The sequence below is a fragment of the Microbacterium neungamense genome, from assembly GCF_024971095.1.
In the GTDB taxonomy this organism is placed as follows: domain Bacteria; phylum Actinomycetota; class Actinomycetes; order Actinomycetales; family Microbacteriaceae; genus Microbacterium; species Microbacterium neungamense.
Genome location: NZ_CP069717.1, coordinates 1 through 24551, shown reverse-complemented (window position 1 = coordinate 24551; position 24551 = coordinate 1). Strand labels below are relative to the sequence as shown.

24 protein-coding genes, 2 tRNA genes and 1 pseudogene are annotated in these 24551 nt (G+C 70.5%); 5 read left to right on the top strand and 22 right to left on the bottom strand.

What is annotated here, in order from left to right; genetic code table 11:
• Positions 1–94 precede the first annotated feature (94 nt).
• Positions 95–970: a rhomboid family intramembrane serine protease gene (locus tag JSY13_RS00135; protein WP_259607009.1), complete on the bottom strand. Its 876-nt coding sequence runs from the start codon at positions 968–970 to the stop codon at positions 95–97.
• A 25-nt stretch (positions 971–995) separates the two neighbouring features.
• Positions 996–1553: a peptidylprolyl isomerase gene (locus JSY13_RS00130; RefSeq protein WP_259607008.1), complete on the bottom strand. Its 558-nt coding sequence runs from the start codon at positions 1551–1553 to the stop codon at positions 996–998.
• A 153-nt stretch (positions 1554–1706) separates the two neighbouring features.
• Here JSY13_RS00130 and JSY13_RS00125 point away from each other — a divergent pair, with 153 nt between their 5' ends.
• Together JSY13_RS00125 and JSY13_RS00120 are read left to right on the top strand one after the other, a co-directional pair.
• Entirely contained in the window at positions 1707–2201 is a 495-nt protein-coding gene (locus tag JSY13_RS00125; RefSeq protein WP_259607007.1) for a DNA helicase, read from the top strand.
• A 140-nt stretch (positions 2202–2341) separates the two neighbouring features.
• Entirely contained in the window at positions 2342–2776 is a 435-nt protein-coding gene (locus JSY13_RS00120; protein WP_259608218.1) for an aminoacyl-tRNA deacylase, read from the top strand.
• Between the two features lie 96 nt (positions 2777–2872).
• Here the strand turns inward: JSY13_RS00120 and JSY13_RS00115 are convergent, their stop codons facing one another.
• Positions 2873–3562, bottom strand: coding sequence for a DUF4352 domain-containing protein (locus JSY13_RS00115; RefSeq protein ID WP_259607006.1), 690 nt, complete (start codon positions 3560–3562; stop codon positions 2873–2875).
• Between the two features lie 179 nt (positions 3563–3741).
• Here JSY13_RS00115 and JSY13_RS00110 point away from each other — a divergent pair, with 179 nt between their 5' ends.
• The gene (locus JSY13_RS00110; protein ID WP_259607005.1) at positions 3742–5100 is read left to right on the top strand and encodes a sensor histidine kinase; all 1359 of its coding nucleotides are present in this window, start codon (positions 3742–3744) and stop codon (positions 5098–5100) included.
• 25 nt (positions 5101–5125) lie between these two features.
• Positions 5126–5815, top strand: coding sequence for a response regulator transcription factor (locus tag JSY13_RS00105; RefSeq protein ID WP_259607004.1), 690 nt, complete (start codon positions 5126–5128; stop codon positions 5813–5815).
• Positions 5816–5826: 11 nt separating this feature from the next.
• Here JSY13_RS00105 and JSY13_RS00100 read toward each other — a convergent pair whose 3' ends face one another.
• From JSY13_RS00100 to JSY13_RS00090, 3 genes are all read right to left on the bottom strand, one after another.
• Entirely contained in the window at positions 5827–6267 is a 441-nt protein-coding gene (locus JSY13_RS00100) for an NUDIX hydrolase (protein ID WP_259607003.1), read from the bottom strand.
• Between the two features lie 52 nt (positions 6268–6319).
• Positions 6320–6643, bottom strand: coding sequence for a DUF7882 family protein (locus tag JSY13_RS00095; RefSeq protein WP_259607002.1), 324 nt, complete (start codon positions 6641–6643; stop codon positions 6320–6322).
• 102 nt (positions 6644–6745) lie between these two features.
• Positions 6746–7384 carry a hypothetical protein gene (locus tag JSY13_RS00090; RefSeq protein WP_259607001.1) on the bottom strand — a complete coding sequence of 213 codons (639 nt, stop codon included), beginning with the start codon at positions 7382–7384 and terminating at the stop codon, positions 6746–6748.
• A gap of 152 nt (positions 7385–7536) precedes the next feature.
• Here JSY13_RS00090 and JSY13_RS00085 point away from each other — a divergent pair, with 152 nt between their 5' ends.
• A complete protein-coding gene (locus JSY13_RS00085; protein ID WP_259607000.1) occupies positions 7537–7983 on the top strand; it encodes an iron chaperone in 447 nt (148 codons plus the stop codon).
• 58 nt (positions 7984–8041) lie between these two features.
• Here JSY13_RS00085 and JSY13_RS00080 read toward each other — a convergent pair whose 3' ends face one another.
• The 16 genes and pseudogenes from JSY13_RS00080 to dnaA form a co-directional block, all read right to left on the bottom strand.
• Positions 8042–9172, bottom strand: a complete 1131-nt coding sequence (locus JSY13_RS00080) for an aminotransferase class V-fold PLP-dependent enzyme (protein WP_259606999.1) — start codon at positions 9170–9172, stop codon at positions 8042–8044.
• A gap of 80 nt (positions 9173–9252) precedes the next feature.
• The gene (panB, locus tag JSY13_RS00075) at positions 9253–10122 is read right to left on the bottom strand and encodes a 3-methyl-2-oxobutanoate hydroxymethyltransferase (protein WP_259606998.1); all 870 of its coding nucleotides are present in this window, start codon (positions 10120–10122) and stop codon (positions 9253–9255) included.
• The gene (panD, locus tag JSY13_RS00070; protein WP_259608217.1) at positions 10119–10511 is read right to left on the bottom strand and encodes an aspartate 1-decarboxylase; all 393 of its coding nucleotides are present in this window, start codon (positions 10509–10511) and stop codon (positions 10119–10121) included. Before panD ends, panB begins: the two co-directional genes overlap by 4 nt.
• Positions 10511–11362 (bottom strand): pantoate--beta-alanine ligase, encoded by an 852-nt coding sequence (gene panC, locus JSY13_RS00065; protein WP_259606997.1) that lies wholly within the window; start codon positions 11360–11362, stop codon positions 10511–10513. Before panC ends, panD begins: the two co-directional genes overlap by 1 nt.
• Positions 11359–12117 carry a DUF2520 domain-containing protein gene (locus JSY13_RS00060; protein ID WP_259606996.1) on the bottom strand — a complete coding sequence of 253 codons (759 nt, stop codon included), beginning with the start codon at positions 12115–12117 and terminating at the stop codon, positions 11359–11361. The genes panC and JSY13_RS00060 overlap by 4 nt, the downstream gene beginning before the upstream one ends.
• Positions 12118–12340: 223 nt before the next feature.
• A tRNA-Ala gene (locus JSY13_RS00055) sits at positions 12341–12413 on the bottom strand.
• 35 nt (positions 12414–12448) lie between these two features.
• Positions 12449–12522, bottom strand: a tRNA-Ile gene (locus JSY13_RS00050).
• 52 nt (positions 12523–12574) lie between these two features.
• Positions 12575–13378, bottom strand: a complete 804-nt coding sequence (locus JSY13_RS00045) for a DUF4097 domain-containing protein (protein ID WP_259606995.1) — start codon at positions 13376–13378, stop codon at positions 12575–12577.
• Positions 13375–13974, bottom strand: a pseudogene (locus JSY13_RS00040) (LuxR C-terminal-related transcriptional regulator); the annotation flags it as partial. The gene JSY13_RS00045 and the pseudogene JSY13_RS00040, both read right to left, overlap by 4 nt.
• A gap of 478 nt (positions 13975–14452) precedes the next feature.
• On the bottom strand, positions 14453–14857 hold the full coding sequence (locus JSY13_RS00035; protein ID WP_259606994.1) for a DUF3566 domain-containing protein: 405 nt from the start codon (positions 14855–14857) through the stop codon (positions 14453–14455).
• On the bottom strand, positions 14854–17403 hold the full coding sequence (gyrA, locus tag JSY13_RS00030) for a DNA gyrase subunit A (RefSeq protein WP_259606993.1): 2550 nt from the start codon (positions 17401–17403) through the stop codon (positions 14854–14856). Before gyrA ends, JSY13_RS00035 begins: the two co-directional genes overlap by 4 nt.
• 204 nt (positions 17404–17607) lie before the next feature.
• Complete coding sequence (gene gyrB, locus JSY13_RS00025; RefSeq protein ID WP_259606991.1) at positions 17608–19746, bottom strand: DNA topoisomerase (ATP-hydrolyzing) subunit B; 2139 nt, start codon at positions 19744–19746, stop codon at positions 17608–17610.
• 118 nt (positions 19747–19864) lie between these two features.
• Positions 19865–20350 carry a DciA family protein gene (locus JSY13_RS00020; RefSeq protein ID WP_259606990.1) on the bottom strand — a complete coding sequence of 162 codons (486 nt, stop codon included), beginning with the start codon at positions 20348–20350 and terminating at the stop codon, positions 19865–19867.
• On the bottom strand, positions 20347–21507 hold the full coding sequence (gene recF, locus JSY13_RS00015) for a DNA replication/repair protein RecF (RefSeq protein ID WP_259606989.1): 1161 nt from the start codon (positions 21505–21507) through the stop codon (positions 20347–20349). Before recF ends, JSY13_RS00020 begins: the two co-directional genes overlap by 4 nt.
• A gap of 93 nt (positions 21508–21600) precedes the next feature.
• On the bottom strand, positions 21601–22743 hold the full coding sequence (gene dnaN, locus JSY13_RS00010; protein WP_259606988.1) for a DNA polymerase III subunit beta: 1143 nt from the start codon (positions 22741–22743) through the stop codon (positions 21601–21603).
• A 416-nt stretch (positions 22744–23159) separates the two neighbouring features.
• Positions 23160–24551, bottom strand: a complete 1392-nt coding sequence (gene dnaA / locus JSY13_RS00005; RefSeq protein WP_259606987.1) for a chromosomal replication initiator protein DnaA — start codon at positions 24549–24551, stop codon at positions 23160–23162.

Genomic DNA, 24551 nt, shown 5'->3' with positions numbered 1-24551 from the left:
GAATCACATGTGTGTAATTCTCCCCACCTGTGTACAGACCTGTGGATAACTTCGCGGGATGAGCGCCCGGCCGCGCGCGGGATGCGCGCCGGCGTCAGATCCGGATGCCGAGGACCATCGCCGGGACCAGGAAGGCGATGGCGAGCAGCGCGGCCACGAGCGCGGCCAGCAGCACGATCTGCCAGACCCGCTGAGCGGGTCGGCGGGTGCGGGCGTAGATGAGCCCGATCAGCGCGCCGATGGCGGCTCCGCCGAGGTGGGCCTGCCAGGCGATGTGGAAGCCGGGCACGAACCCGATCACGAGGTTGATGCCGAGCACGACGAGGATGCCGCGGATGTCCGCGCCGATGTGCCGGCCGATCACCAGCAGCGCGCCGAGGAGGGCGAACACGCCGCCGGATGCCCCGACGGTCGCGATCCGCGGGTCGAAGCAGGCCACGGCGACCGAGCCGCCGAGACCGCCGATGAGGTACAGCGCGACGAAGCGCGCGCGTCCCAGCATCGGCTCCAGGCTGCGGCCGATCATCCAGAGTGCGAGCATGTTCAGCAGGAAGTGCATGATGCCCGCGTGCACCAGCATGGCGGTGAGCAGCCGCCACGGCTCGAACGGGATGCCGGGGATGCCAGGGAGGATGTACACCCCGGCGAAGAGGAGCACCTCGGAGATCACCGGGACGAACAGCTGCAGCGCGCCGACGAACGCCGTCAGCGCCATGATCGCGTAGGTCGCCAGGGGCCGGGTGTCCGCCGCGACCGCGCCGATCCAGCGCCGCTGCGCACGGCGCTGCGCGGGGGTGCGGTTCCTGCGCATCTCGGTCATGCACTCGGGGCAGATCACCCCGACCGGGGCCTGGGTCTGGCACTCCGGGCAGATGGTGCGCAGGCACCGCTGGCAGAGCACGAAGCTCTGCCGATCCGGATGCCGGTAGCAGAAGTTGTCGCGGTTGCTCGTGAACTCTGGCGTCGTCATCCGGATCGGCTCGTGCTCTCGCCGATCAGGCCGCGACGATGTCGATCGAGTGCAGCACGACCGGCTCGATCGGGCGGTCACCGGCACCCGTGGGCACGGCCGAGATGGCGTCGACCACGGCCTTGGAGGCGTCGTCCGCGACCTCGCCGAAGATGGTGTGCTTGCCCTGCAGCCACGGGGTCGGGTCGGTGGTGATGAAGAACTGCGATCCGTTGGTGCCCTCGACCTGGCCGGTGATGGCGTTGCGGCGCAGGCCCGCGTTCGCCATGGCGAGCACGTACGGCTCGTTGAAGTTCAGCTCGGGGTGGATCTCATCGTTGAAGGTGTAGCCGGGGCCGCCGACGCCCTGGCCGAGCGGGTCGCCGCCCTGGATCATGAAGTTCGGGATGATGCGGTGGAAGATGACGTCCTTGTAGAGCGGACCCTCGCCCGGCTTGCCGGTGGCGGGGTCGGTCCACTCCTTGGTGCCGTCGGCGAGGCCGACGAAGTTCTTCACGGTGTTCGGGGCGTGATCGCCGAACAGGTTGATGACGATGTCACCGTGGTTGGTGTACAGGGTTGCGACGTGTGAGGCGTGAGGCATGCTGACATTCTCGCAGAGGCCGCCCGGGGACGGGCTGCGGATGCCGGAACGCGTATTGTGGCGCACCCGCAGCGGATGCGCCAGATCACTGCCCGCATCCAGCCTGATCTGGCAGGATGGGCCCATACGGACTCCGACCGACGGGAGAGCAACGTGAACCTCAGCCGCAAGCGTAAGAAGGAACTGCGCAAGCTTCAGGAAGAGGCCAGACGACTCTGGGAGTCGCAGCAGGTGCTCGTCGGCCACGCCGCCGACATCGCGCGGGAGGCCGGCCGCCAGCTCGGTCACCTCAACCGCGAGCAGGTGGTCCCCGTCGTGCAGGACGCATACAACCGCCGTCTCGCCCCGGTCGTCGACCGCGGTGTGAAGATCGGCCGCCACGTGGTGGACGACAAGGTCGTCCCCGCCGTGGGCGGCGTCGTCGGCTCGGCGCTGTCGGCCTGGGATGTCGCGAACGCCAAGCGCCACGACATCATGAACCGGTTCGCGCCGCCGCCGAAGAAGAAGGGCCCGGGCGTGGGCTCGGTGATCGCGATCGTGCTGGGTGCGGCCGCCGCCATCGGCGTCGTCTTCGCCGCCTGGCAGGCGTTGCGCGCCGACGACGAGCTCTGGGTCGCCGACGACCCGCTCTCGCCGCCGAACGCGTGACCTCCCCGTCCTCCCGGTCGTCGAACGAGGTCGCCGCAGGCGACCAGGGCGGTGCATCGAGCGAGCCGGCGGGTCGACGTGACGAAGAACCCGACCCGCACGCCCGCGTCCGCGCCGCCGCATCCGCTCGCGGCCTCGAGATCGAGATCGTGAAGCGCCCCGCGGCGCGCAACCTGCACGAGGCCGCCGCCCTGCTCGGGCTGCAGCCGTCCGACATCGTGAAGACGCTCGTGGTGAAGCGCGCCTCGACGAGCTCGGCACCCGAGGGGGAGTACCTGTTCGCCCTCGTACCGGGCGGGCGTGCGATCTCGTGGCCCAAGCTGCGCGCGGTCGTCGGCGTGAACAGGCTGCGCCTGCCCGAGCCCGAGCTCGCGTTCGCAGCGACCGGGTACGAGCGCGGCACGATCGTCCCGATCGGCAGCACGCACGACTGGCCGGTGTACGCCGACGAGACCATCGTCGGGCGCCGCATCGCGATGGGCGCCGGCAGCCACGGCTTCAGCCTGTTCACGGATGCCGATGCGCTCATCCGCGCCTACGGCGCCACGGTCGCGGACATCTCCGTCCCGGAATAGCACCCGCGCCCGCCGCCCGCCGCACGCACCACGGTGCCCGCCGTCAGCAGACGACGGGCACCGCGACCGCATCCCCAGCGCGGTCGGTGGGCGGGGTCAGGTCAGCGCGATGGTGACCGACTTCCCGCCGAACATCCCCGGCTGGAACTCCAGGGTGTGCGGCGCCGTGCCGGCCGGCAGGTCGAAGACGACGATGCCGCTGGCGGTGTTGCCGGGGTTGATCTGCTCGAAGGCGAATCCGGTGTCCTGCAGGTACAGCGACGCGGTGGGGTGCGCCTCGAACTCGCGGCCCTCGGCGTCGCGCACGGTGAAGCTCGAGGAGATGATCGTCTCGGCGGCGGTGCCGGTGTTCGTGACGTCGATGTGCAGCAGCGTGAAGGCGCCCTGCGCCTGCTCGGAGGCGTACTCGCCGCCGACGCTGGGCACGCCGGTCTCGATCGAGGTGACGGTGATCTCGAAGCCGTCCATCACGACCTTCTCGCCGATCCCGGGCATGGGCGTCTCCGCCGGCTCCTCGGCGGGCTGATCCTCGGCGGCGCCCTCGGCGGGCTGATCCTCCGCCTGCTTCTCCGCGGCCGGCGCGGATGCCGACTCGGGGGACCGGTCGCCGCCCCCGGCGACGGCCCCGACGACGCCGAGCACGACGACGCCGGCGATCACCCAGAACCACCAGCGGGTGAGGACCGACCTCTTCCGCTCGGGCGCCGGCGGCGGAACGGGGGCCGCGGGGGCGCCGTACGGAGCGGCCGGCGGCTGCGCGGGCGGGGTGGGGATGCTGTCGGACATGGTGCTCTCCGTTCGGACGTGGGGCGGCTGCTCGGTCGAGCGCCGCGGTCCTCTCACGCTAGGAACGGGGCCCGCCCGGCATCCTCCTCCCCCCGGCTGGACCTCGCCAGCCGATCGGCTGGATCGCACCGGCCGCGAGGCGGAAGCGGATGCGGGAGGCCGGCCCTACTCTCGGATGCATGCACCTCCCGTCCCGCGCCGACGCCCCGCACCGCACCGGCGTCACGCCCGCCCCCGGCGTCCCGTCCCGGATCGACGCCGTCGCCGACCGCGCTGTCGCCTCCGGCCGCCGGATGGTGGCGCAGGGGCTCCGGGCCGGCGGCTCGCTGGGTCTGTACGTCCTCGGGATCATGGTCACGGCGTGCGGCGTGGCGAACGTGCCGGGCGCCGCCCACCCCGGTGCCGGGCGGAGCATCGAGGTCACCGATCTCGGGACCGGTCTGTTCATGCTCGGCATGCTCGCCTGGGTGGCGGTCTTCTTCCGGCGTCGGCAGCCGGCCGTGCCGCTCGCCGCGGGTGCCGTGCTGGCTCTGGTGGGCATGGAGTACCTGCTGCTCCTGCTGGGCGCAGCGAGCGCGCTGCTGCGCTGGCCGGTGAAGGCACGGCGGATGGCGACCGGTGCCGCGGCCGCTCTGGTGCTGGTCTTCGTCCTGCGCGAGATGTTCACGCCGTGGGGCGACGCGGACATCCTGCTCACCTCGGTGGCGCGCAGTGCCGGTGAACCACCCTCGTTCGTGCTGGGCGCGGCCCTGACCATCGGCATCGCGGCGCTCTCGGTGGGCGCGGCCTTCGGTCTGGCGATCCTGGTGCGGACGCGGCGGGAGAGCCTGGCGCTGCGCAACCGCGTCAGCGTGGAGCACGACCGGGCTGAGAGCCTGACCGCCGAGGTCGGCCGGCAGGCGGAGCGCGAACGTCTGGCGCGCGACATCCACGATGCGTTGGCGCACCGGCTGTCGGTGATCTCCCTGCAGTCGGGGGCGCTCGAGGAGGCGGCGCGCTCGCAGGACCAGGCCGTCGCCCAGGCCGCGCAGACCCTGCGCCATCAGGCGCACGCCTCCCTCGAGGACCTGCGCGGGCTGCTCGGCGAGCTCCGCCGGGAGCCGGGCACCGCCGCAGACACCGATGCGGCCGTGCCCCCGTCGATGGCATCCATGCGCACCATCGGCCACCTCATCCGCACCGTGCGCCAGAGCGGGGCCGCGGTGGACGCGTTCGTGCTCATCGACGACGCCGAGCACGCCGGTGCGGCGCTGGACCGCACTGTCTACCGGATCGTGCAGGAGTGTCTGACGAACGCGCTCAAGCACGCGCCCGGATCCCCGGTGTCGGTGTACGTCGAGGCCGCGCCGTCCAGCGGGGTCCGCATCCGCGTGAGCAACCCGCTGCCGGGCGCCGCGGGTTCAGGCGTCGCCGGCGCCGGACGCGGCCTGAACGGCATCCGGGAGCGCACAGAGCTGCTCGGCGGCACGGCGTGGATCGGCGAGACGCAGGGGGAGTTCCTCGTGGACGTCACCCTGCCGTGGCCGCCGCGGACGTGACCGGCGAGCGACCTATATTCGTCGTATGAGCAGTCCCGACGGCGTCTCGCCCGCGATCCGCATCCTCATCGTCGACGACGACGCCCTGGTGCGGCAGGCGCTGCGCGGTATCCTCTCGGCCGCCCCAGACCTCGAGGTGATCGGGGAGGCGTCCGGCGGCGGCGAGGCGATCGAGATCGCCCGTCGGCATCGTCCCGACGTCGTGCTGATGGACGTGCGGATGCCGGGGATGCCGGGCGACGAGGCGACGACGGCATTGCGGGAGCAGCTGCCGGACACCCGCGTCATCGCGATCACGAGCTTCGACTCCGGGGACTACGTGATGCGGATGCTGGAGGCCGGCGCGCAGGGGTTCCTGCTCAAGGACGCCGAGCCCGCGGACTTCATCCGGGCGGCGCACGCCGTGATGAAGGGCGACGGCTTCGTGTCGCCGCGCAGCACCGCGCACCTGATCGCGCGGTTCGCCGCGGAGGGCGACGAGGCCGCACGCCGCATCGCCCGCGAGCGCTTCGGCGCGCTCTCGCCGCGGGAGAAGGATGTCGCCGTGCTCGCGGCCGAGGGCGCCTCGAACCAGGAGATTGCCGACCGGCTGCATCTTTCCGTGGCGACGGTGAAGACCCACCTGGAGGCGGCGCGGATCGCGCTCGGCGCGCGCAACCGGGTGCTGCTCTGCATCGCGGTGGAGCGGGCGGGCTTCGGGCCGGGAGCCTTCTGAGTCGCGGTGTTCTAGGCCGCCGCGTCCCCGCCCAGCAGTCCGGCCATCCGCAGGGCGATGTCCACCAGACGCACCCGCTGCAGGCCGGCGATCTCGTCGAGGGTGAACCAGCCGGCCATGTCGGTGGAGCCGTTGCGTTCGAAGCGCAGCGTGCCGCCGGTGACGCGCGCCCGGTAGACGATGCGGAGGGTGTGCAGCGGGGCATCCGCATCGTGCACGCGACGCCCGGCCGGGATCACCCGCGAGTGGATGCCGAGCAGGCCGGTCGACTGCACCGTGTACCCGGTCTCCTCGCGCACCTCGCGGCGCATCGCGACCTCGGGATCCTCGCCGGGCTCGAGCCCGCCGCCGGGCAGGGTCCACGCCACGCGGCGGCCCTCGGTCCAGCGCGCCAGGAGGACGCGGTCGTCGTCATCGGTGACGACCGCGTACGCGGCGACACGCAGATCCATGGATCCACCTTAGTGGCGGGCCGCGGCATCAGATCGGCCCGCACCGTCCGCGTCAGCTCGGCTGACCCTCGGACGGGGCGCGCTTCTCGGGGGTCAGCTGGATCCCGCCGCTGCTGTTCGCCGATGCGGCGAGCTCGGCCAGCCACGGCGAGCTCAGCTCGGGCGGCTCCGGCTCGTCGAACACGAAGCGGAGCGGAATGGACGGATGCAGCCAGAGCGTGGATCGCCCCCGGGCGTCCTCGCCGTCATGCCGCCACGACAGCGTGAAGCTCTCCTTGCGGCGCAGTTTCGTGGCGATGACGACCTTGAGGTGTGCCAGGGTGCGGTCGTCCATCTCGATCGGGTCGGCGAAGTCGCCGTAGAAGAGGAGTCCCATTTCGAGAGGACGCTACGGCACCGGCGACGCCGGACCGCGGGCCGGCACGATTCCGGTCCGCGATGCGCACACCTTCTTCGTCTCCGGTATCCGCCGGCGGCGTCAGCGTCGTTCGAGGGCTTCCCGCGGCGCGCCGCCGCCGGCATCCCTGACCGCCGCGTCGAAGAACGTGGACCGGAACGTGCTCAGGGTGGTCAGCAGGGCGTGACGCACCAGGCTCGACTCGATGAGGGGGTCGTCCCCGGCGGCCGCGGAGGCCGAGAGCAGGTAGTCGAAGGCCCGGTTCCAGTGGCGACCTGCGGTGCGGTCACGCGGCACCGCGTCGGTCAGCCGCAGCCGGAGCAGGTCGTCCCCGGTGATGCGCCGGGCCAGGCGCTGCGCCTCGGCGCGGTCGAAGACGAGCGCACTGACGTCCGCCGTGCCCTCCCAGTGCGCCTCGACCTGCGCGCCGTCGGTCGCCCAGGGCACCGAGGTGTCCAGGTGCGAGCGGCCGCTGCGGACCCATCCGTTCGGCGTCGTGACGCGGCAGGCGAAGAGCTGGTCCTCCGGCTGCACCGCCGAGTCGACGGTGGCGGTGAGGGCGTAGCGCACGATCGACATCCCGCCCAGGGACACCGAGCACCACTGGAAGCCGAACGGCTTCGGGTCGAGGTTCTGCACCCGCGCGGAGGGCACGTACCGCGTCCAGATCTCCTCGACGTCCGCCGCATCGCGCGAGGCCAGCCGCAGGACGTCTGCCATGCCGCCTCCCGTCACCTGAACGATCCAGCTTCCAGCGTACGGTCCCGGTGACGACCGGGCGCCGGCCGGCGGATCGATCAGGATTCGAGAAGCCGGCGTGCTCCGGCATCCGTAGCCTGAAGTCGTCGCCCCTCGAAAGCAAGGAGAGAGCCATGGCAGACCACGAGAAGAACTTCACCGCGGAGGAGCGCGAGGCCATGAAGGCCGCGGCGGCGGACAAGCGCAAGGCGCGCACCCGGGCGAAGAAGTCACCCGAAGAGGTGCGCGCCGAAGGCGAGGCCGATCTGAACGAGGCGATCGCGAAGCTCAGCGGGGACGACCGCGCCCTCGCCGAAGGGCTCCACGACCTGGTCGCCGAGGTCGCGCCCGACCTCGTCCCTCGGACGTACTACGGGATGCCGGCGTGGGCGAAGGACGGCAAGGTGCTGTGCTTCTTCCAACCGGCATCGAAGTTCAAGACCCGGTACGGAACCTTCGGCTTCGAGCAGCCCGCGAACCTCGACGACGGAACCCTGTGGCCCACGGCGTACGCCGTGCTCGCGCTCACGGAGGAGAACCGGGCGCACCTCGCGGAGAGGCTCCGGCGCGCGGTGAGCTGAGGTCCGGCGCGCCCCCGCCTCCGTCGCGCGGGCCGGGTCCGCGTCGGGGAGTCCGCCCTCAGCGTCCCATCGCGTCGAGGGCGGCTTCCAGACGCGCGACCGTGCCGTCCACGTCGTCGAGCTTGTCGAGACCGAACAGCCCGACCCGGAAGGTGGAGAAGGACTCCGGTTCGCCGCAGTGCAGCGGCACGCCGGCGGCCACCTGCAGACCGTGCTCGCGGAAGGCGGCGCCGCTGCGCAGCGCGGGATCGTCGGTGTGCACGACGATCACGCTCGGCGCGGCGAATGCCGGTGCGGCCACCGACGGGAGCCCTCGTGAGGCGAGCAGGTCGCGCACCCGCCCACCCAGCTCGAGCTGCGCGGCGCGGAGCACGTCGTAACCGCGGTCGCGCGTCTCGACCATCTGCCGCAGGTTCCGGGCGATCGTGTCTGTCGGCATGGTGGAGTGGTATGCCGCCGACCCGTCGCGGTATCCGTCGGCGATCGCGAGCCAGCGCGCGAGGTCGAGCCCGAAGCTCGTCGCGGTGCCGGATGCCACGGCCGCGCGCCCCGCCGGGCTGAGCATGACGTAGCCCACTCCGGGACTCCCGCTCCAGCCCTTCTGCGGGGCGCTGATCAGCACATCCACGCCGAGCGCCGCCATGTCCACGCGCATCGCGCCGGAGGCGATGCCGTCCAGCACCAGGACGCCGCCGACCTCGTGCACCGCCGCGGCGAGCGCGGCGACGTAGTCGTCGGGGAGGATGATGCCGGCGGCCGTCTCGACGTGCGGGGCGAAGACGACCTCGGGCCGGGCCTCGCGGATCGTGCGGACGACCTCCTCGATCGGGGCCGGACTCCAGCTCGCCTGCGCACCCTCACGGTCCGGGCGCGCCGCGCACACGGTCGTCTCCGCGGCGATGGCGCCGGCATCCAGGATCTGCGACCAGCGGTACGAGAACAGTCCGTTGCGCACGATCAGCACGCGCCGGCCGGTCGCGAGCTGACGGGCCACCGCCTCCATCGCGAGGCTTCCGCCACCGTTCACGAGCGCGACGCCGTCGGCGTTGTACGCCTCGCTCAGGATGGCGAGGGTCTGCTGCATGACCTCGACGAACCGGGCGGACATGTGGTTGAGCGAGCGATCGGTGAAGACCACCGAGTACTCCAGCAGGCCATCGGGATCGACATCGGCATGGGGAAGGCTCATGCCCCCAGCCTGTCACAGCCGACAGCGGACGACGCTCGCGAGGCCGCGTTCGATGATCCGCTCACCGGGTCGGTGGTTCGTCACAGGGAGCGGATCGACTCCCGCATCCGCTCCGCCTCGGCATCCGGCATCCCGTACGTGTGCTCGGGCGCGGGGTAGGCGCCGGTCCGCACGTCCTCGACGTAGGCGGCGACTCCCGCCTGCATCCGCTCGCGCAGCCCGTCGTACCTCTTCACGAACCGGGCGGCGGGGCCGTCGTAGATGCCGAGCAGGTCGTGGAAGACGAGCACCTGCCCGTCGGTCGCCGGCCCGGCGCCGATCCCGATCACCGGGATGCGCAGCAGGGGCACGAGCGCCTCGGTGACCGCGGCCGGCACGGCCTCGAGCACGAGCGCGAAGCATCCCGCGCCCTGCAGCGCCAGCGCCGCCCGGCACAGCTCCTCCGCCTCCGCGGCGGTGCGGCCCTGCGCGCGGTAGCCGCCGAGGGCGGTGGCGGTCTGCGGCGTGAGGCCGACGTGGCCCATCACCGGGATGCCGGCGCGGACGATGGCCCGAGCGCGGTCCACGGAGGTGCCGCCGCGCTCGATCTTGACGGCGTCGCAGCCGGTCTCCTTGACGAAGCGCTGCGCCGTGGCGACGGCCGTCTCGTCGGATGCCTCGTACGACCCGAACGGCAGGTCGGCGATCATCAGCGCCCGCCGCAGCCCGCGGCGGACGGCCCGGGCGAGCATGATCATCTCGTCGACGGTGACCGGGACGGTGCTGTCGTAGCCGAGCACGGTCATCGCCGCCGAGTCGCCGACGAGCACGGCGTCGACCCCGGCGGCATCCGCCACCTGCGCACTGGGATGGTCGTACGCGGTGACCATCGCGATCGGCTCGCCGGCCGCCTTCTTGGCGGGGAAGTGGGCCAGACCCAGGCGCGAGGTCGCCTCCGCGTGCGCGCTCATGCGGACGCCGGGGTGAGCAGGGTGCCGACGGCGTCGTCGACCGCGAGGACGGCGTTGCTCCGGTCGACGTGCACGACCACCGGCCGGTGGTTCTGCAGTTCGGCCCCGTCGTACTCGGCATAGGAGATGACGATGATCGTGTCGCCGGTGTGCACCAGACGGGCCGCGGCGCCGTTGACCTGGATCACTCCCGAGCCCCGCTCGCCCGCGATCGTGTAGGTCTCGAAGCGGGCGCCGTTGTCGACGTCGACCACATGCACCTGCTCGTGCTCGAGGATGTCCGCTGCGTCGAGCAGATCGGGATCGATCGTGATCGAGCCGACGTAGTGCAGGTCGCTGCCGGTGATCGTGGCGCGGTGGATCTTCGACTTCAGCATGGTGCGGCGCATCATGCGTCTCCTCTCAGCAGGGTGTTGTCGATGAGGCGGACGCCGCCGACGTGCGCGGCCACCGCGAGCAGAGCCTCGCCCTCGACGTGCGACAGTTCATGCAGGTCCTGGGCGTCACGGAGTTCGAGGTACTCCGGCTCGACGCCGGCGGCCGCGAGCTCGGCGCGGGCGGCGGCGATGAGCGCTCCGGCGTCGCGCTCGCCCGCCGCGGCGGCGCGTTCGGCTGCGGCGAGGGCGCGGTGCAGGGCGGTCGCCCGCTCACGCGATTCCGGATCGAGGCGGACGTTGCGCGAGCTCATCGCGAGGCCGTCCGGCTCCCGGACGATCGGGCACGCGTCGATCCGGACCGGGAGGTTCAGGTCGCGCACCAGGCGCCGCACCACGAGCACCTGCTGCGCGTCCTTGCGACCGAAATACGCCACGTCGGGGGCCACGATGGCGAAGAGCTTGGCGACAACGGTGGCGACGCCGTCGAAGTGCTCGGGTCCGCGGTACGCGCCGCAGAGCACCTCGGTGATGCCGGACACGTGGATGCGGGTGGCAAAGCCGTCCGGGTACATCTCGGCGGCGGAGGGGACGAACAGGATGTCGACGCCCTCGGCCTCGGCGAGCGCGGCGTCGCGCTCCTCGTCGCGGGGGTAGGTACTCAGGTCGTGTGCGGCGTTGAACTGCGTCGGGTTGACGAACAGGGAGACCACGACGAGGCCGTGCGCGGCGCGGGCGGTGCGCATCAGGGAGAGGTGTCCCTCGTGGAAGGCGCCCATGGTGGGCACGAACCCGACGGTGCGGCCCTCGCCGCGGGCGGCGGACACCGCGTCGCGCACCTCGGCGACCGTGCGCAGGATCCTCATGCGTTCTCCTCCCTGCTCCCGGGGGAGCGCGTGGCCGCGATCGCACGGGTGCGGATGCTGAGCGCGTCGAACAGCGGCAGCAGCTCGGGCAGCTCGGTCACGGCGGTCCGCTGGCGCGCCACGGTCTCCTCGTCGCCGCGGGCGATCGGGCCGGTCAGCGCCGCGGCACCGTGCGCCACCCAGTTCTCGACGGTGCGGCGCACCAGCGGGGCGAGCATGGCGCGCGCCTCGCGGGGACGGATGCCGGCGACCCCGGCCATCCGCTCGGCGGCGTCCTCGATGGTGACGAGGAAGTTCGAGGCGAAGGATGCGGCGGCGTGGTACGCGGCACGCGCGTGCGCGGGGAGGACGAAGGGCTGCGCGCCGAGCGTCACGGCCAGAGTGCGGGCGACCGCGAGTCCGTCGTCGTCGTGCGCGTCGATCGCGCAGGCGATGCCGTGGAACGCCTCGGCCGGTTCGCCGCCGGTGAAGGTCTGCAGCGGATGCCAGCCGAAGTCGACCGCGTCGAGCGGTGCGGCGCCAGAGGTGTGCCCGAGCAGCCGCGCGGAGGGCCGTGCCCGGGCCGCGACCGCGGGGATCGCGGCATCCGGCACGCACAGCAGCACGACCTCGGCGGGCGGAACCGGCTCACCCCGGCCGACCGGACCGTGCACCTCGACGCCGGCCGCGCGGAGCGCGCGGGCGAGGACGAGGCCCAGCCGGCCGGGTCCGACGATGCTCACGCGGGTGAGCGCAGGGGTGCGGGAGATGCTCATGGCGGTTCGCGCGGGGTCGGCGCGCGTGACGAGTATCCGCCCGAGGCCGGACACCGCACAAATCGAAGATCAATCCACCAAAGCAACGACGGTCAGAATACGCGGATTGCCGCCTTTCCAGGAGCCTGTCTTTGCATCCTGCTCCGGGCCTCGTCGCGCATCGCCGTCGGAGACAAGAAGACCCCGCCGGAGCGGGGCCTTCTCGAACTGTCTCAACACAGTGTGGAGCCTAGGAGATTCGAACTCCTGACATCTTGCTTGCAAAGCAAGCGCTCTACCAACTGAGCTAAGGCCCCGTGCGGCGCGGGACCGCGGGTTTCCGCGAACGGAGTGGGGCTACCAGGACTTGAACCTGGGACCTCTTCATTATCAGTGAAGCGCTCTAACCGCCTGAGCTATAGCCCCGTCAACCTCCAAGAGATTACCGGATGCCGACGAAAAATCCGAATCGGGGCGTTCAGTCCTCCCGGTGCAGGTCGATGCTGCCCGCCGCGACGGTCGCGGTGATGGTCCGTCGGGCGTCCGGGGACGAGCGAAGCTCGCTGTCGATCGACCCGGCGGTGCGCTCCAGACGCACGTCGTACTCCTCGTCGGGCACGGTGAGATCGAGGGACCCGGCGGAGACCTCGGCGGTGACGGCATCCGGCGCCGAGGTGAGCTCGGCGCGCAGGCGGCCGGCGGAGACCCGGTAGTCCGCCTCGCGGACGCCGGCGAGGCTGATGTCCGCGCGGCCGGCGTTGACCTCGGCGTCGAGCGCGGTCGCGGCGCCCTCCAGGTTCAGCGACCCGGCGCCGACGTCGATGCGGACGACGCCGAACTCGCCCTCCGCATCGATCCGCCCCGCCTGCAGGTCGAGGCCGAGATCCGCGCCGGCCAGCTCGGCGGGCAGCGTCAGGGTGGCGGTGGTGCCACCGCGCAGCCAGTCCGGACCGAACCAGCTCCAGCCGCGGTCGGGCCCGTGCACGACGAGTTCGCCGCCGTCGGCGCGGAGCGACCAGCCCCGGGCATCCGGTCCGCTCACTTCGAGCCGCGCCTGATCTCCGTCGCCGAAGCGCACGGTCAGGTCGGCGCCGCCGACCTCGACGTCGATCGCCTCCACGCCGTCGACGTCCACGGCGCGCGTCTGGTCGGTGCTGCTCAGCTGGAACCCGGCGGTCACGGCCGCCGAGGCACCGGTGGTCGTGAGCACCGCCCCGCCCACGACGGCGGTGAGGACCGTGATCGTGGTGAGCCCGGCTCTGGTGGTTCCGGTCGCGTTCATCGCGTGCCTCCTGGAGTGGTCGGTGCGGCGCTGCCGCTGTTCTCGATGTGGGCGAGCGCCGCGAGCACCCGCCGGTTGCCGTCCTCGGGTTCGAGCCCGAGCTTCTGGAAGATGGAGGTGATGTGCTTCTCGACGCTGGCCTCGCTGAGGAACAGCAGGCCGGCGATGGCGCTGTTGGACTTGCCCTCGGCGATCAGGGCGAGCACGGAGCGCTCCCGCTCGGTGAGGCGCAGCATCCGCTCGTCGCGGTTGCGCCGCGCGAGCAGCTGGGCGACGACTTCGGGGTCGAGCACGGTGGCGCCGGCGCGGATGCGTTCGACGGACTCCACGAACTCGGCGACGTCGGCGACGCGGTCCTTGAGCAGGTAGCCGAGCGGCCCGGCCTGCGCGGAGATGAGGTCGGCCGCATACCGTTCCTCGACGTACTGCGACAGCACGAGCAGCGGCAGCCCCGGGTGCGCGGTGCGCAGTGCCAGGGCGGCACGGATGCCCTCGTCGGTGAACGTCGGCGGCAGCCGGACGTCCAGGATGCACAGATCGGGGGACTGGGAGGCGACCGCCTCGTCGAGCCCGTTCGTGTCGGGGAGCGCGGCGACCGCGGGCGACCTCGAACCAGGCCAGGCCGAACAGGCCGTACACCAGGCCGACGAGCAGGATGATGCCGATGCCGGCGGCGAGGATCAGCCCCAGGCCGAGGCCGAGGATCGCGGTGAACGCCGCCAGCAGAGCGGAGCCGATGACGCCGAGCGCGGCGAGCTCGAGGATCGTCAGCAGGATGCGCAGCCGCGCCTTCCCGCCCTCACGCCCTTCCGCGGGGACGGGCGACGGCGGTGCTTCCCCTGCGGGGGGCGGCATCAACGGCGTCGGATTCGTGGTCATGCCCCCACGCTACGACCGCCCGTCCTCCCCGCGACACCGCCCTACCCCCACACTCCCCCTCGGGTTTCCCCTACCCGAAGCGGCGGAGGGCCCCACTCTGCGAGCGGAGGGAAGGCGTCCGCCCCGACCCCCCGGAACCTGCGAGCGGAGGGAAGGCGTCCGCCCCGACCCCCCGGGGTCAGCGAAAGGCAGAAGTCAGTTCGACATGAAGCCCACGAGCAGCCCGCCCGTGACCTTGACCGCGAGGTTGTAGATGCCGGCTGCGACAGCGCCCAGGACCGTGAACACGATGAGGTTCAGAATGGAGACGACCGCCGCGAACGCCATCACCCGCGGCAGCCCGATCAGCGACGTGAGCTCGATCTCCCCCCCGGTCATGGTGCTCAGGAACTCGCTGGCCTGGGCCAGCACGCTCGTCGCCTGCAGCACGAGATAGATGAGGAAGAAGGAGACCATGGTGACGATCGCCAGCGCGACGGCGCCGAGGAACGACAGCTTCACAGCCGACCAGAAGTCGACGTAGACCAGGCGGAGGCGCACCTGCTTGCCGGTGGTCTTGCGCGTGGACTTCTTCGCCAGCTTGTCGGCTACCGTGCTCATGCGTCTGTTTCCTCAGGGGTCGGGGTGGTCTCGGAGGTCTCGGGGCCGGATTCCGCCTCGTCCTCTCCGAGGCCGCGCTCGGTGTTCCGCGCGATCGCGAGAATCCTGTCGTCCGCTGTGGTCCGGGCGAAGACGACACCCATGGTGTCGCGGCCCTTGGCGGGCACCTCGGCCACGGCAGAGCGTACCACCTTGCCGCTGGACAGAACCACCAAGACCTCGTCGTCCTCGGAGACGATGAGACCGCCCGCGAGCACCCCGCGATCGTCGTTGAGTTTGGCGACCTTGATGCCCAGTCCGCCGCGTCCCTGGACCCGGTACTCCGACACCGCCGTGCGCTTCGCGTAGCCGCCGTCGGTGACGACGAACACGTATCCGTCCTCGGTGGCGACGGATGCCGAGAGCAGGGTGTCGTCGCCGCGGAAGCTCATCCCCTTCACGCCCTCGGTGGCGCGGCCCATCGGGCGCAGCGCCTCGTCGGTGGCGTTGAAGCGCAGCGACATGCCGTTGCGCGAGATGAGCAGGATGTCGTCGGTCTTGTCGACCAGCAGCGCGCTGACGAGCTCGTCGCCCTCGCGCAGACGGATGGCGATGACGCCGCCCTGGCGGTTGGTGTCGTAGTCGCCCAGGCGCGTCTTCTTGACCAGTCCCCCGCGGGTGGCGAGCACGAGGTACTCGGCCGCCTTGTAGTCCGGGATGTCGAGGATCTGCGCGATCTTCTCGTCGGGCTGCAGCGCGAGCAGGTTCGCCACGTGCGTGCCCTTCGCGTCGCGGCCGGCCTCGGGCACCTCGTACGCCTTGGCGCGGTACACCCGGCCCTTGTCGGTGAAGAACAGCAGCCAGTGGTGGGTGGTGGTGACGAAGAAGTGCTCGACGATGTCGTCGGCGCGCAGCTGGGCGCCCTTGATGCCCTTGCCGCCGCGGTGCTGGGAGCGGTAGTTGTCGCTGCGGGTGCGCTTGATGTACCCCTCGCGGGTGACGGTGACCACCATCTCCTCCTCGGGGATGAGGTCCTCCATCGACATGTCGCCGTCGAAGCCGTGCAGGATGTGCGTGCGGCGCTCGTCGCCGAAGCGGTCGACGATCTCGGTGAGCTCCTCGCGGATGATGGCGCGCTGACGGGCCGGGTCCGCGATGATCGCGTTGTACTCGGCGATCTGCGCCTCGAGCTCGGTGGCCTCGTCGATGATCTTCTGCCGCTCGAGGGCCGCGAGGCGGCGCAGCTGCATCTGCAGGATCGCGTCGGCCTGCAGATTGTCGATGTCGAGGAGCTTCTTCAGTCCCTCGCGCGCGTCGTCGACCGTGGGGGAGCGGCGGATCAGCGCGATCACCTCGTCGAGGGCGTCGAGCGCCTTCAGGTAGCCGCGCAGGATGTGCATCCGCTCCTCGGCCTTGCGCAGCCGGAACCGGGTTCGGCGCACGATGACGTCGAGCTGGTGCTCCAGCCAGTGCATGATGAAGCCGTCGAGAGCGAGCGTGCGCGGCACGCCGTCGACGATCGCCAGCATGTTGGCGCCGAAGTTCTCCTGCAGCTGGGTGTGCTTGTACAGGTTGTTCAGCACGACCTTCGCGACCGCGTCCCGCTTCAGGACGACGACGAGGCGCTGGCCGGTGCGATCGGAGGACTCGTCGCGGATGTCGGCGATGCCGGTGATCTTGCCGTCGCGGGCCAGCTCGCCGATCTTCACGGCGAGGTTGTCCGGGTTCACCTGGTACGGCAGCTCGGTGATGACAAGGCAGGTGCGGCCCTGGATCTCCTCCACCTCGACGACCGCGCGCATCGTGATGGAGCCGCGGCCGGTGCGGTAGGCCTCGTGGATGCCCTTGGTGCCCAGGATCTGCGCGCCGGTGGGGAAGTCGGGACCGGGGATGCGCTGGATCAGGCCCTCCAGCAGCTCCTCGCGCGGGAGGTCGGGGTGCTCCAGCGCCCACAGCGCGGCATCCGCCACCTCGCGCAGGTTGTGCGGCGGGATGTTCGTGGCCATGCCGACGGCGATGCCCACCGACCCGTTGACGAGGAGGTTCGGGAAGCGGGACGGCAGGACGTCCGGCTCCTTGGTCTGCCCGTCGTAGTTGTCGGAGAAGTCGACGGTCTCCTCTTCGATGTCGCGCACCATCTCCAGCGCGAGCGGAGCCATCTTGGTCTCGGTGTACCGGGGGGCGGCGGCGCCCATGTTGCCGGGGGAGCCGAAGTTGCCCTGGCCGAGGGCCAGCGGGTAGCGCATCGACCACGGCTGGACGAGGCGGACCAGGGCGTCGTAGATCGCCGAGTCGCCGTGCGGGTGGTACTGACCCATCACCTCGCCGACCACGCGGGCGCACTTCGAGAACGACTTGTCGGGGCGGAAGCCGCCGTCGTACATGCCGTAGATGACGCGGCGGTGCACCGGCTTCAGCCCGTCGCGGACGTCGGGCAGGGCGCGGCCGACGATGACGGCCATGGCGTAGTCGAGGTACGACCGCTGCATCTCCGCCTGCAGGTCGACCTGGTCGATCCGGCCGTGCTCGTGTGCGGCGTTCGGGTCGGGGCGTTCTTCGTCAGTCATGTGTCCGTATCCGGTCGTTGAGCGAGCGGAGCGGGACGAATCGCCTGCTGCTCGCGGGCTGCAGGATCTTCGCTTCGTTCGCAGAGCGGGGGCCCCGGCGCTGACGCGCCACCCCGATGCTCACTCCGCGAAGATCCCTTCGCCCTCTGTTCTGTTCAAATGGCACTGCTCACGAGCAGCGGTGGTGTTTGTGTGTAGGGGTTGTCAGATGTCGAGGAAGCGGACGTCCTTGGCGTTGCGCTGGATGAAGGTGCGGCGGGATTCGACGTCCTCGCCCATCAGCACGCTGAAGATCTCGTCCGCGGCCGCGGCGTCGTCGATGGTCACCTGGCGGAGCGTGCGGGTGGTGTGGTCCATGGTGGTCTCCCACAGCTCCTTGGCGTTCATCTCGCCGAGACCCTTGTAGCGCTGGATGCCGGCATCCTTCGGGATCCGCTTGCCGTTCGCCAGGCCGTCGCGCAGCAGCGCATCGCGCTCGGCATCCGAGTACACGTACTCGTGCGGCGCGTTCGTCCACTTCAGCCGGTACAGCGGCGGCATCGCGAGGTAGACGAAACCGGCCTCGATGAGCCCGCGCATGTAGCGGAACAGCAGCGTGAGCAGCAGCGTCGTGATGTGCTGACCGTCGACGTCGGCATCCGCCATCAGCACGATCTTGTGGTAGCGGGCCTTCTCGATGTCGAAGTCCTCGCCGATGCCCGTGCCGAAGGCCTGGATCATCGCCTGGACCTCCTTGTTGCCGAGGGCCTTGTCGAGGCGCGCGCGCTCGACGTTCAGGATCTTGCCGCGCAGCGCCAGGATCGCCTGGGTGTGCGGGTCGCGGCCCTGCACCGCCGAGCCGCCGGCCGAGTCGCCCTCGACCAGGAAGATCTCGCTGATCGACGGGTCCTTGCTGGTGCAGTCCTTGAGCTTGTCGGGCATCGCGGCCGACTCGAAGACGCTCTTGCGGCGGGCGGTCTCGCGCGCCTTGCGGGCCGCGATGCGGGCGGTGGCCGCGTCGATCGCCTTGCGGATGACGTTCTTCGCCTGGTTCGGGTTGCGTTCGAACCAGTCGCCGAGCTGGTCGTTCACGACCTTCTGCACGAACGCGCGCGCCTCGGTGTTGCCCAGCTTGGTCTTGGTCTGGCCTTCGAACTGCGGTTCGCCGAGCTTGATCGAGATGACCGCGGTGAGACCCTCGCGCACATCCTCGCCGGAGAGGTTGTCCTCCTTCTCCTTGAGGATGTTGTTCGCGCGGGCGTACCGGTTGACCAGGCTGGTCAGCGCCGCGCGGAAGCCCTCCTCGTGCGTTCCGCCCTCGTGCGTGTTGATCGTGTTCGCATAGGTGAACACGTTCTCGGTGTAGCCCGTGGTCCACTGCATCGCGATCTCGAGCGAGATGCGCCGGTCGGTGTCCTCCGACTCGAAGGCGATGACCTCGTCGTTGACCACCTCGGCATGACGCACCCGGTTCAGGTACTCGACGTAGTCGACGAGGCCGCGCTCGTAGAGGAAGTCGTCGTCCGGCTGCTTGAGGACGACAGTGCCCTCCTCCTCCACCTCGTACGCGGAGTCCGGACGCTCGTCGCGCAGCGTGATCCGCAGCCCCTTGTTCAGGAACGCCATCTGCTGGAAGCGGGTGCGCAGCGTGTCGTAGTCGAAGTCGACGGTCTCGGTGAAGATCGCCGGGTCCGGCCAGAACGTGATCGTGGTGCCGGTCTCGTCGGTCTCCTCCCCCTTCTCGAGAGACTGCTGCGGCACGCCGCCGTTCGCGAAGCTGTGCCGCCAGACGTGACCCTGGCGCTTGATCTCGACCTCGAACCGGGTGGAGAGCGCGTTCACCACGGAGGAGCCGACGCCGTGCAGACCGCCCGAGACCGCGTATCCGCCGCCGCCGAACTTGCCGCCGGCATGCAGGATCGTGAGGACCACCTCGACCGTGGACTTGGTCGGGTCGGAGGAGTGCGGGTCGACCGGGATGCCGCGACCGTTGTCGACGACGCGGATGCCGCCGTCCTCGAGGATCGTGACCTCGATGGTGTCGCAGTAGCCGGCCAGCGCCTCGTCGACGGAGTTGTCGACGATCTCGTACACCAGGTGGTGCAGGCCGCGCGGGCCGGTCGAGCCGATGTACATGCCCGGGCGCTTGCGGACGGCCTCGAGGCCCTCCAGGATCTGGATCGCGTCGGCGCCGTACTCGCCGGGCACGCGCTTCGCGTTCGCCTCCGCGCCGTTCGCCTCCGAGCCCGAAGCCTCGGAGCCCGTCGCCCCGGAGCCCGTTGCCCCGGAGCCTGAGTCCGTCGAAGGGTCGGGGGTGCCCCCGGTCGTCGATCCGTTGTCGTCAGCGGGGGTTTCAGGCGTCATCAGAAGGCGTTCTCCAGATCGTGGGGTGCCCGTCCATTCTAGTGGGTCGCGGGGGTCGGATGCCGTGCCAAACGCCTTGTGTGGCGTTCTGAGCGCGTCAGGGTGCCTTCGTGGTGCCCTACCCGTAGGTGTCCCGTGGACCCCGTCCGGGGACGACTCGCGGTCCCCACTTCCAGGACGGGACATCCGGTCCGATGAACCGAAGGTTCTCCACGCCGGCATCCGGATACCGCCTGCCGATCTCGGTGAGGATCACCGCCCGCATGAACTGCAGGTTCTTCGCCCACGCCGTCGAATCGCACTTCACGGTGAGGATGCCGCGCTCGAGCGACACCGGCTCGGAGTGCTTCGCGGTGTCGGCGCCGGCGAGTTCGGCCCACTGCCGCACCAGATCCTCGGCGGCGAGGGTCTTCTCCCATCCGGACTCCTTGGTGAAGGAGTCGAGGATGTCGCCGAGCCGGCCCGGGTCTCGGCCGGGGGTGAACGGCGCGTTCTCGTCGTCGTCGGTGATGCGCCGCTTGCGCTTCCAGTTCTTCGCGCTCGGCTTCAGCCCGCGCAGGCGCAGGTAGGTGGCGACGGTCTCGGGGGTCTCCGGCTCGGTCATCCCGCGTCCTCGCGCTCATCCGTGATCGTCCCGGCGTGGATCCGCACCACGTGGCGGTGCAGCGCGTCGGGGATGTCCTCCTCGACCGCGGCGGTCACGATCACCTGCTCGTACCCGGAGGTGAGGGAGGCGAGCCGGCGCCGACGGTCGGCGTCCAGCTCGGCGAAGACGTCGTCGAGGATCAGCACCGGGTCGCCGGCCGGCGACTCGGCCCGCAGCAGCTCGGCGGATGCCAGGCGCAGCGCGAGCGCGACCGACCACGACTCCCCGTGCGAGGCGTAGCCCTTCACCGGCAGGTCGCGGACGCGGAGCACGAGGTCGTCGCGGTGCGGGCCGACCAGGGTGAGACCGCGGTCGAGCTCGGTGTCGCGCTTGGTGCGCAGGGCGCCGCGGAACAGCTCCTCGATGTCGCCGCGGACGTCCGGGGATTCGGCCGGCGCGTCCTCCTCGGGGTCGCCGCCGCGGACGGACAGCGCCCAGTCCAGCTCGGGACGGTGATCCGCGCCGGCGATCGCGGTGTAGGCATCCGTCAGCGGCTGCTGCAGATCCTCGGCGAGGCGGAGCCGCGCGTGGATGATCTCGGAGCCGAGCGCGATCAGCTTGTCGTCCCACACGTCGAGGGTGGTGAGCGCGTCGCCGCGGATGCCGCGGGCGCGCGCGGACTTGAGCAGAGCGGTGCGCTGGCGCAGCACCCGGTCGTAGTCGGCGAGCACTGCGGCCATACGCGGGGTGCGCTGGATGAGCAGCTGATCGGCGAACCGGCGCCGCGCGGACGGGTCGCCGCGCACGATCTGCAGATCCTCGGGGGCGAACAGCACGACGTGGGCGTAGCGGGGGAGCTCGTTCGTCTTCGCCGGCGAACCGTTGATGCGCGCCTTGTTCGAGCCCTGCCGGTTCAGCTGCACCTCGACGAGCACGGTGCGCTGGGCGTGCGCGAGCCGGGCGCGGATGACGGCGAACTCCTGCCCGTCGCGCACCATCGGGGCATCCGACGACACCCGGTGCGACGCGAGCGTCGCGAGGAAGACGACCGCCTCGGCGAGGTTCGTCTTGCCCTGGCCGTTGCGGCCGACGAGCACGTTGGGGCCCGGATGCAGGCGGAGATCGGCGGTCGCATAATTGCGGAAGTCGACCAGGTTCAGGTGCTCCACAATCACCGCATCAGCCTACCTTCGGGCTCGGACGCTCCGGCCGGCGGCGGCCGTTGAGGAGCACCGCCGCAGGCGGAGCGAGACGAAGCGCGGTTCGGGTCAGCGCAGCAGCAGGTTCGGCTGCAGGAGGTACTTGAACGAGTCGGAGCCGGCCTGGTCCACCGAGGTCTGGCTCGTCACCAGGATCGGGCTGAGCTTGTTGGCGTTCTCCGAGGACGTGAAGGTCACGCGGACGAACTCGCTCTTCACGGCGCTGAGCGCCTCGAGCAGGTACTGCGGGTTCAGGCCGAGGGTGACCTCGTCGCCGCCGGTGAGGTGCGCGTCGACGGACTCGGATGCCCGGGCCTGCTCGCTGCCCGAGGCGTCCATGGTCACGGTGTCGGTGCTGAAGGTGAACTTCAGCGGAGCGGAGCGGTCGAGCACGAGGGAGACGCGCCGGACGGCCTCGATGAGGTCGGCGGTGTTGATCACCGCGTAGTGGTCTGTCTGCTCGGGGAACAGGCGCCGCACGGGCGGGAAGTTCCCCTTGATCAGCAGAGAGGTGACGGTCTTGTTGCCGGCGGTGAACGCGATGATCTCGCGGTCGCCGGCACCGGAGAAGGCGACCTCGATGTTGCCGGCGTGCGCGAAGGTCTTGCCGACCTCGGTGAGGGTGCGCGCCGGCACGAGCGCGGTCTGCTCCGCGCCCTCGCCATCCCACGGCACGTCGCGCAGCGAGACGCGGTATCGGTCGGTGGCGACGAGGCTCAGGCTGGTGCCGGAGACCTCGAGCTGCACACCGGTGAGCACGGGGGTGACGTCGTCGCGGGAGGCCGCGAAGGCGACCTGGGCGATCGCGGTGCCGAAATCCTCGGCGGGGACGACGCCGGTGGAGCCGGAGACCTCGGGGATCGAGGGATATTCCTCGACCGGCATGGCCGCCAGCGTGAACCGCGCGGATCCGCACGTGACCGCGATGCCGCCGTCCTCCTCGACCGCGACCTCGATGGGGGCGTTCGGGAGCCGGCTGGCGATGTCGGAGAGCAGGCGCCCGTGCACCAGGATCGTGCCAGGCTCCTCGACCGAGGCCTCGATGGTGGTGCGCGCGGATGCCTCGTAGTCGAACGCCGAGAGCGTCAGTCCCTCGGCGGATGCCTCGATGAGCACGCCGGCGAGGATGGGCTGCGGGTTGCGCTGAGGCAACAGCTTGACGACGAAGGACACGGCTTCGCTGAACACATCGCGGTTGACCTGGAACCTCACGGGCGCTCCCTCGTTGTCGTTGCAGCGCAGTGGACCCACTGCAGACCATCCCATGCTAGTCGTACGACGCGGAGCGCCCGCTACACCGCATCCGACCTGCATCGGACCCGCATCCGTCTCCGCTCCGACCCGGCATCCACATGTCTCTGGTCATCGGAGAGCCCTTCACCAGGGAGAGATCTCTTAACGGTGTTAACAGCTGTGGATTGTGTGGATAAGTCGGTGGATATCAGTCGCGAGTAGGAAACTACACGCGTGTGAGATGTGGAATCCCTGAGGAATCCGCGGGTTTCCGGGCTGTGTCCCGATCACGTCGCCGGTCGAGTTATCCACAGACACCGGTGATCGAGCGGGGGCGCGGGAGCGATTCTCCACACGTTATCCACAACCCCTGTGGGCGGAGGCGCGCTCCCGCGTCAGCGGCGGCCGAGCTGGGTGGTGATCTCGGTCACCTGGTTGTAGATCGAGCGGCGCTCCTTCATGAGCTCGCTGATCTTCTTGTACGCGTACATCACCGTGGTGTGATCGCGGTTGCCGAACAGCTGACCGATCTTCGGAAGGGACAGGTTCGTGCGCTCACGGCACAGGTACATCGCGATCTGCCGGGCCGTGGCGATCTGCTGCGAGCGGCTGGAGCCGTACAGGTCGTCGACCGTGAGCTTGAAGTACTGCGCGGTGGCCGTGATGATGTCCGTCGGCGAGATGATGTTGTCCTCGGCCGTGTCGATGATGTCGCGCAGCACCGTCTGGGCCAGGGAGATGTCCAGCGACGAGCGGTTCAGGCTCGCGAACGCCGAGACGCGGATGAGGGCGCCCTCGAGCTCGCGGATGTTGGACGACACGACCGTCGCGATGTACTCGAGCACCTCGTCGGGGATGTGCAGGGCCTCGCTCTGCGCCTTCTTGCGGAGGATCGCGATGCGCGTCTCCAGGTCGGGCGCCTGCACGTCGGTGATGAGACCCCATTCGAAGCGGCTGCGCATCCGGTCCTCGAAGCCGGTGAGGTGCTTGGGCGCGACGTCGCTGGTGATCACGACCTGCTTGTTGTGGTCGTGCAGCTGGTTGAAGGTGTGGAAGAACGCCTCCTGCGTCTCCGCCCGGCCCTGCAGGAACTGGATGTCGTCGATCAGCAGGATGTCGACGTCGCGGTAGCGGGCCTGGAACACGGCGCCGCGGTTGTTGGCGATCGAGTTGATGAAGTCGTTCGTGAACTCCTCGCTGGAGACGTAGCGCACCTTGACGCCCGCGTACAGCGACTGCGCGTAGTCGCCGATGGCGTGCAGCAGGTGCGTCTTGCCGAGGCCGGAGTCGCCGTAGATGAACAGCGGGTTGTACGCCTTGGCCGGCGCCTCGGCCACGGCGACGGCCGCGGCGTGAGCGAAGCGGTTGGACTGGCCGATGACGAAGTTGTCGAAGGTGTACTTCGGGTTCAGCCGCGACTCGTGACGGATCGGCGTGGGCTGCTCTATCGGGGACTCGTGCCTCGCCGGCTCCGGAGAGGCGAAGTCGGGGACGGAGATGGGAGCGGTGGGCTGGTCGGCGAGCTCGTGGTTGACGACGGTCCGGTACGAGGTCACCTCGTCGCCGGCGTTGGACAGCGCCTCCATGATCGGGATGCGGAGGCGCTTGTTGATCTGCGCGGCGGTCAGGTCGTTCGGCACGTCGAGGTACAGCACGCCGCTCATCACCCCGGCGGGGACGACGAGGCTGAGGAAGCCGTGCAGCTGCGGGGTGACCCGCTCGTCCTCAGCGAGGCGGTCCAGAACCGTCGACCAGATGGGGACGTCGGGTTGGGCTGCAGAAGACAT

Coding starts and splice junctions, on each gene's coding strand:
- panC (WP_259606997.1), bottom strand. CDS start 11,362: ATGAGGATCCTGCGCACGGTCGCCGAGGTGCGCGACGCGGTGTCCGCC.
- gyrA (WP_259606993.1), bottom strand. CDS start 17,403: ATGACTGACGAAGAACGCCCCGACCCGAACGCCGCACACGAGCACGGC.
- JSY13_RS00115 (WP_259607006.1), bottom strand. CDS start 3,562: ATGTCCGACAGCATCCCCACCCCGCCCGCGCAGCCGCCGGCCGCTCCG.
- JSY13_RS00060 (WP_259606996.1), bottom strand. CDS start 12,117: ATGAGCATCTCCCGCACCCCTGCGCTCACCCGCGTGAGCATCGTCGGA.
- gyrB (WP_259606991.1), bottom strand. CDS start 19,746: ATGACGCCTGAAACCCCCGCTGACGACAACGGATCGACGACCGGGGGC.
- JSY13_RS00105 (WP_259607004.1), top strand. CDS start 5,126: ATGAGCAGTCCCGACGGCGTCTCGCCCGCGATCCGCATCCTCATCGTC.
- panD (WP_259608217.1), bottom strand. CDS start 10,511: ATGCGCCGCACCATGCTGAAGTCGAAGATCCACCGCGCCACGATCACC.
- JSY13_RS00130 (WP_259607008.1), bottom strand. CDS start 1,553: ATGCCTCACGCCTCACACGTCGCAACCCTGTACACCAACCACGGTGAC.
- JSY13_RS00100 (WP_259607003.1), bottom strand. CDS start 6,267: ATGGATCTGCGTGTCGCCGCGTACGCGGTCGTCACCGATGACGACGAC.
- JSY13_RS00045 (WP_259606995.1), bottom strand. CDS start 13,378: ATGAACGCGACCGGAACCACCAGAGCCGGGCTCACCACGATCACGGTC.
- JSY13_RS00020 (WP_259606990.1), bottom strand. CDS start 20,350: ATGACCGAGCCGGAGACCCCCGAGACCGTCGCCACCTACCTGCGCCTG.
- JSY13_RS00095 (WP_259607002.1), bottom strand. CDS start 6,643: ATGGGACTCCTCTTCTACGGCGACTTCGCCGACCCGATCGAGATGGAC.
- JSY13_RS00085 (WP_259607000.1), top strand. CDS start 7,537: ATGGCAGACCACGAGAAGAACTTCACCGCGGAGGAGCGCGAGGCCATG.
- JSY13_RS00090 (WP_259607001.1), bottom strand. CDS start 7,384: ATGGCAGACGTCCTGCGGCTGGCCTCGCGCGATGCGGCGGACGTCGAG.
- JSY13_RS00080 (WP_259606999.1), bottom strand. CDS start 9,172: ATGAGCCTTCCCCATGCCGATGTCGATCCCGATGGCCTGCTGGAGTAC.
- panB (WP_259606998.1), bottom strand. CDS start 10,122: ATGAGCGCGCACGCGGAGGCGACCTCGCGCCTGGGTCTGGCCCACTTC.
- dnaA (WP_259606987.1), bottom strand. CDS start 24,551: ATGTCTTCTGCAGCCCAACCCGACGTCCCCATCTGGTCGACGGTTCTG.
- JSY13_RS00135 (WP_259607009.1), bottom strand. CDS start 970: ATGACGACGCCAGAGTTCACGAGCAACCGCGACAACTTCTGCTACCGG.
- JSY13_RS00035 (WP_259606994.1), bottom strand. CDS start 14,857: ATGAGCACGGTAGCCGACAAGCTGGCGAAGAAGTCCACGCGCAAGACC.
- JSY13_RS00110 (WP_259607005.1), top strand. CDS start 3,742: ATGCACCTCCCGTCCCGCGCCGACGCCCCGCACCGCACCGGCGTCACG.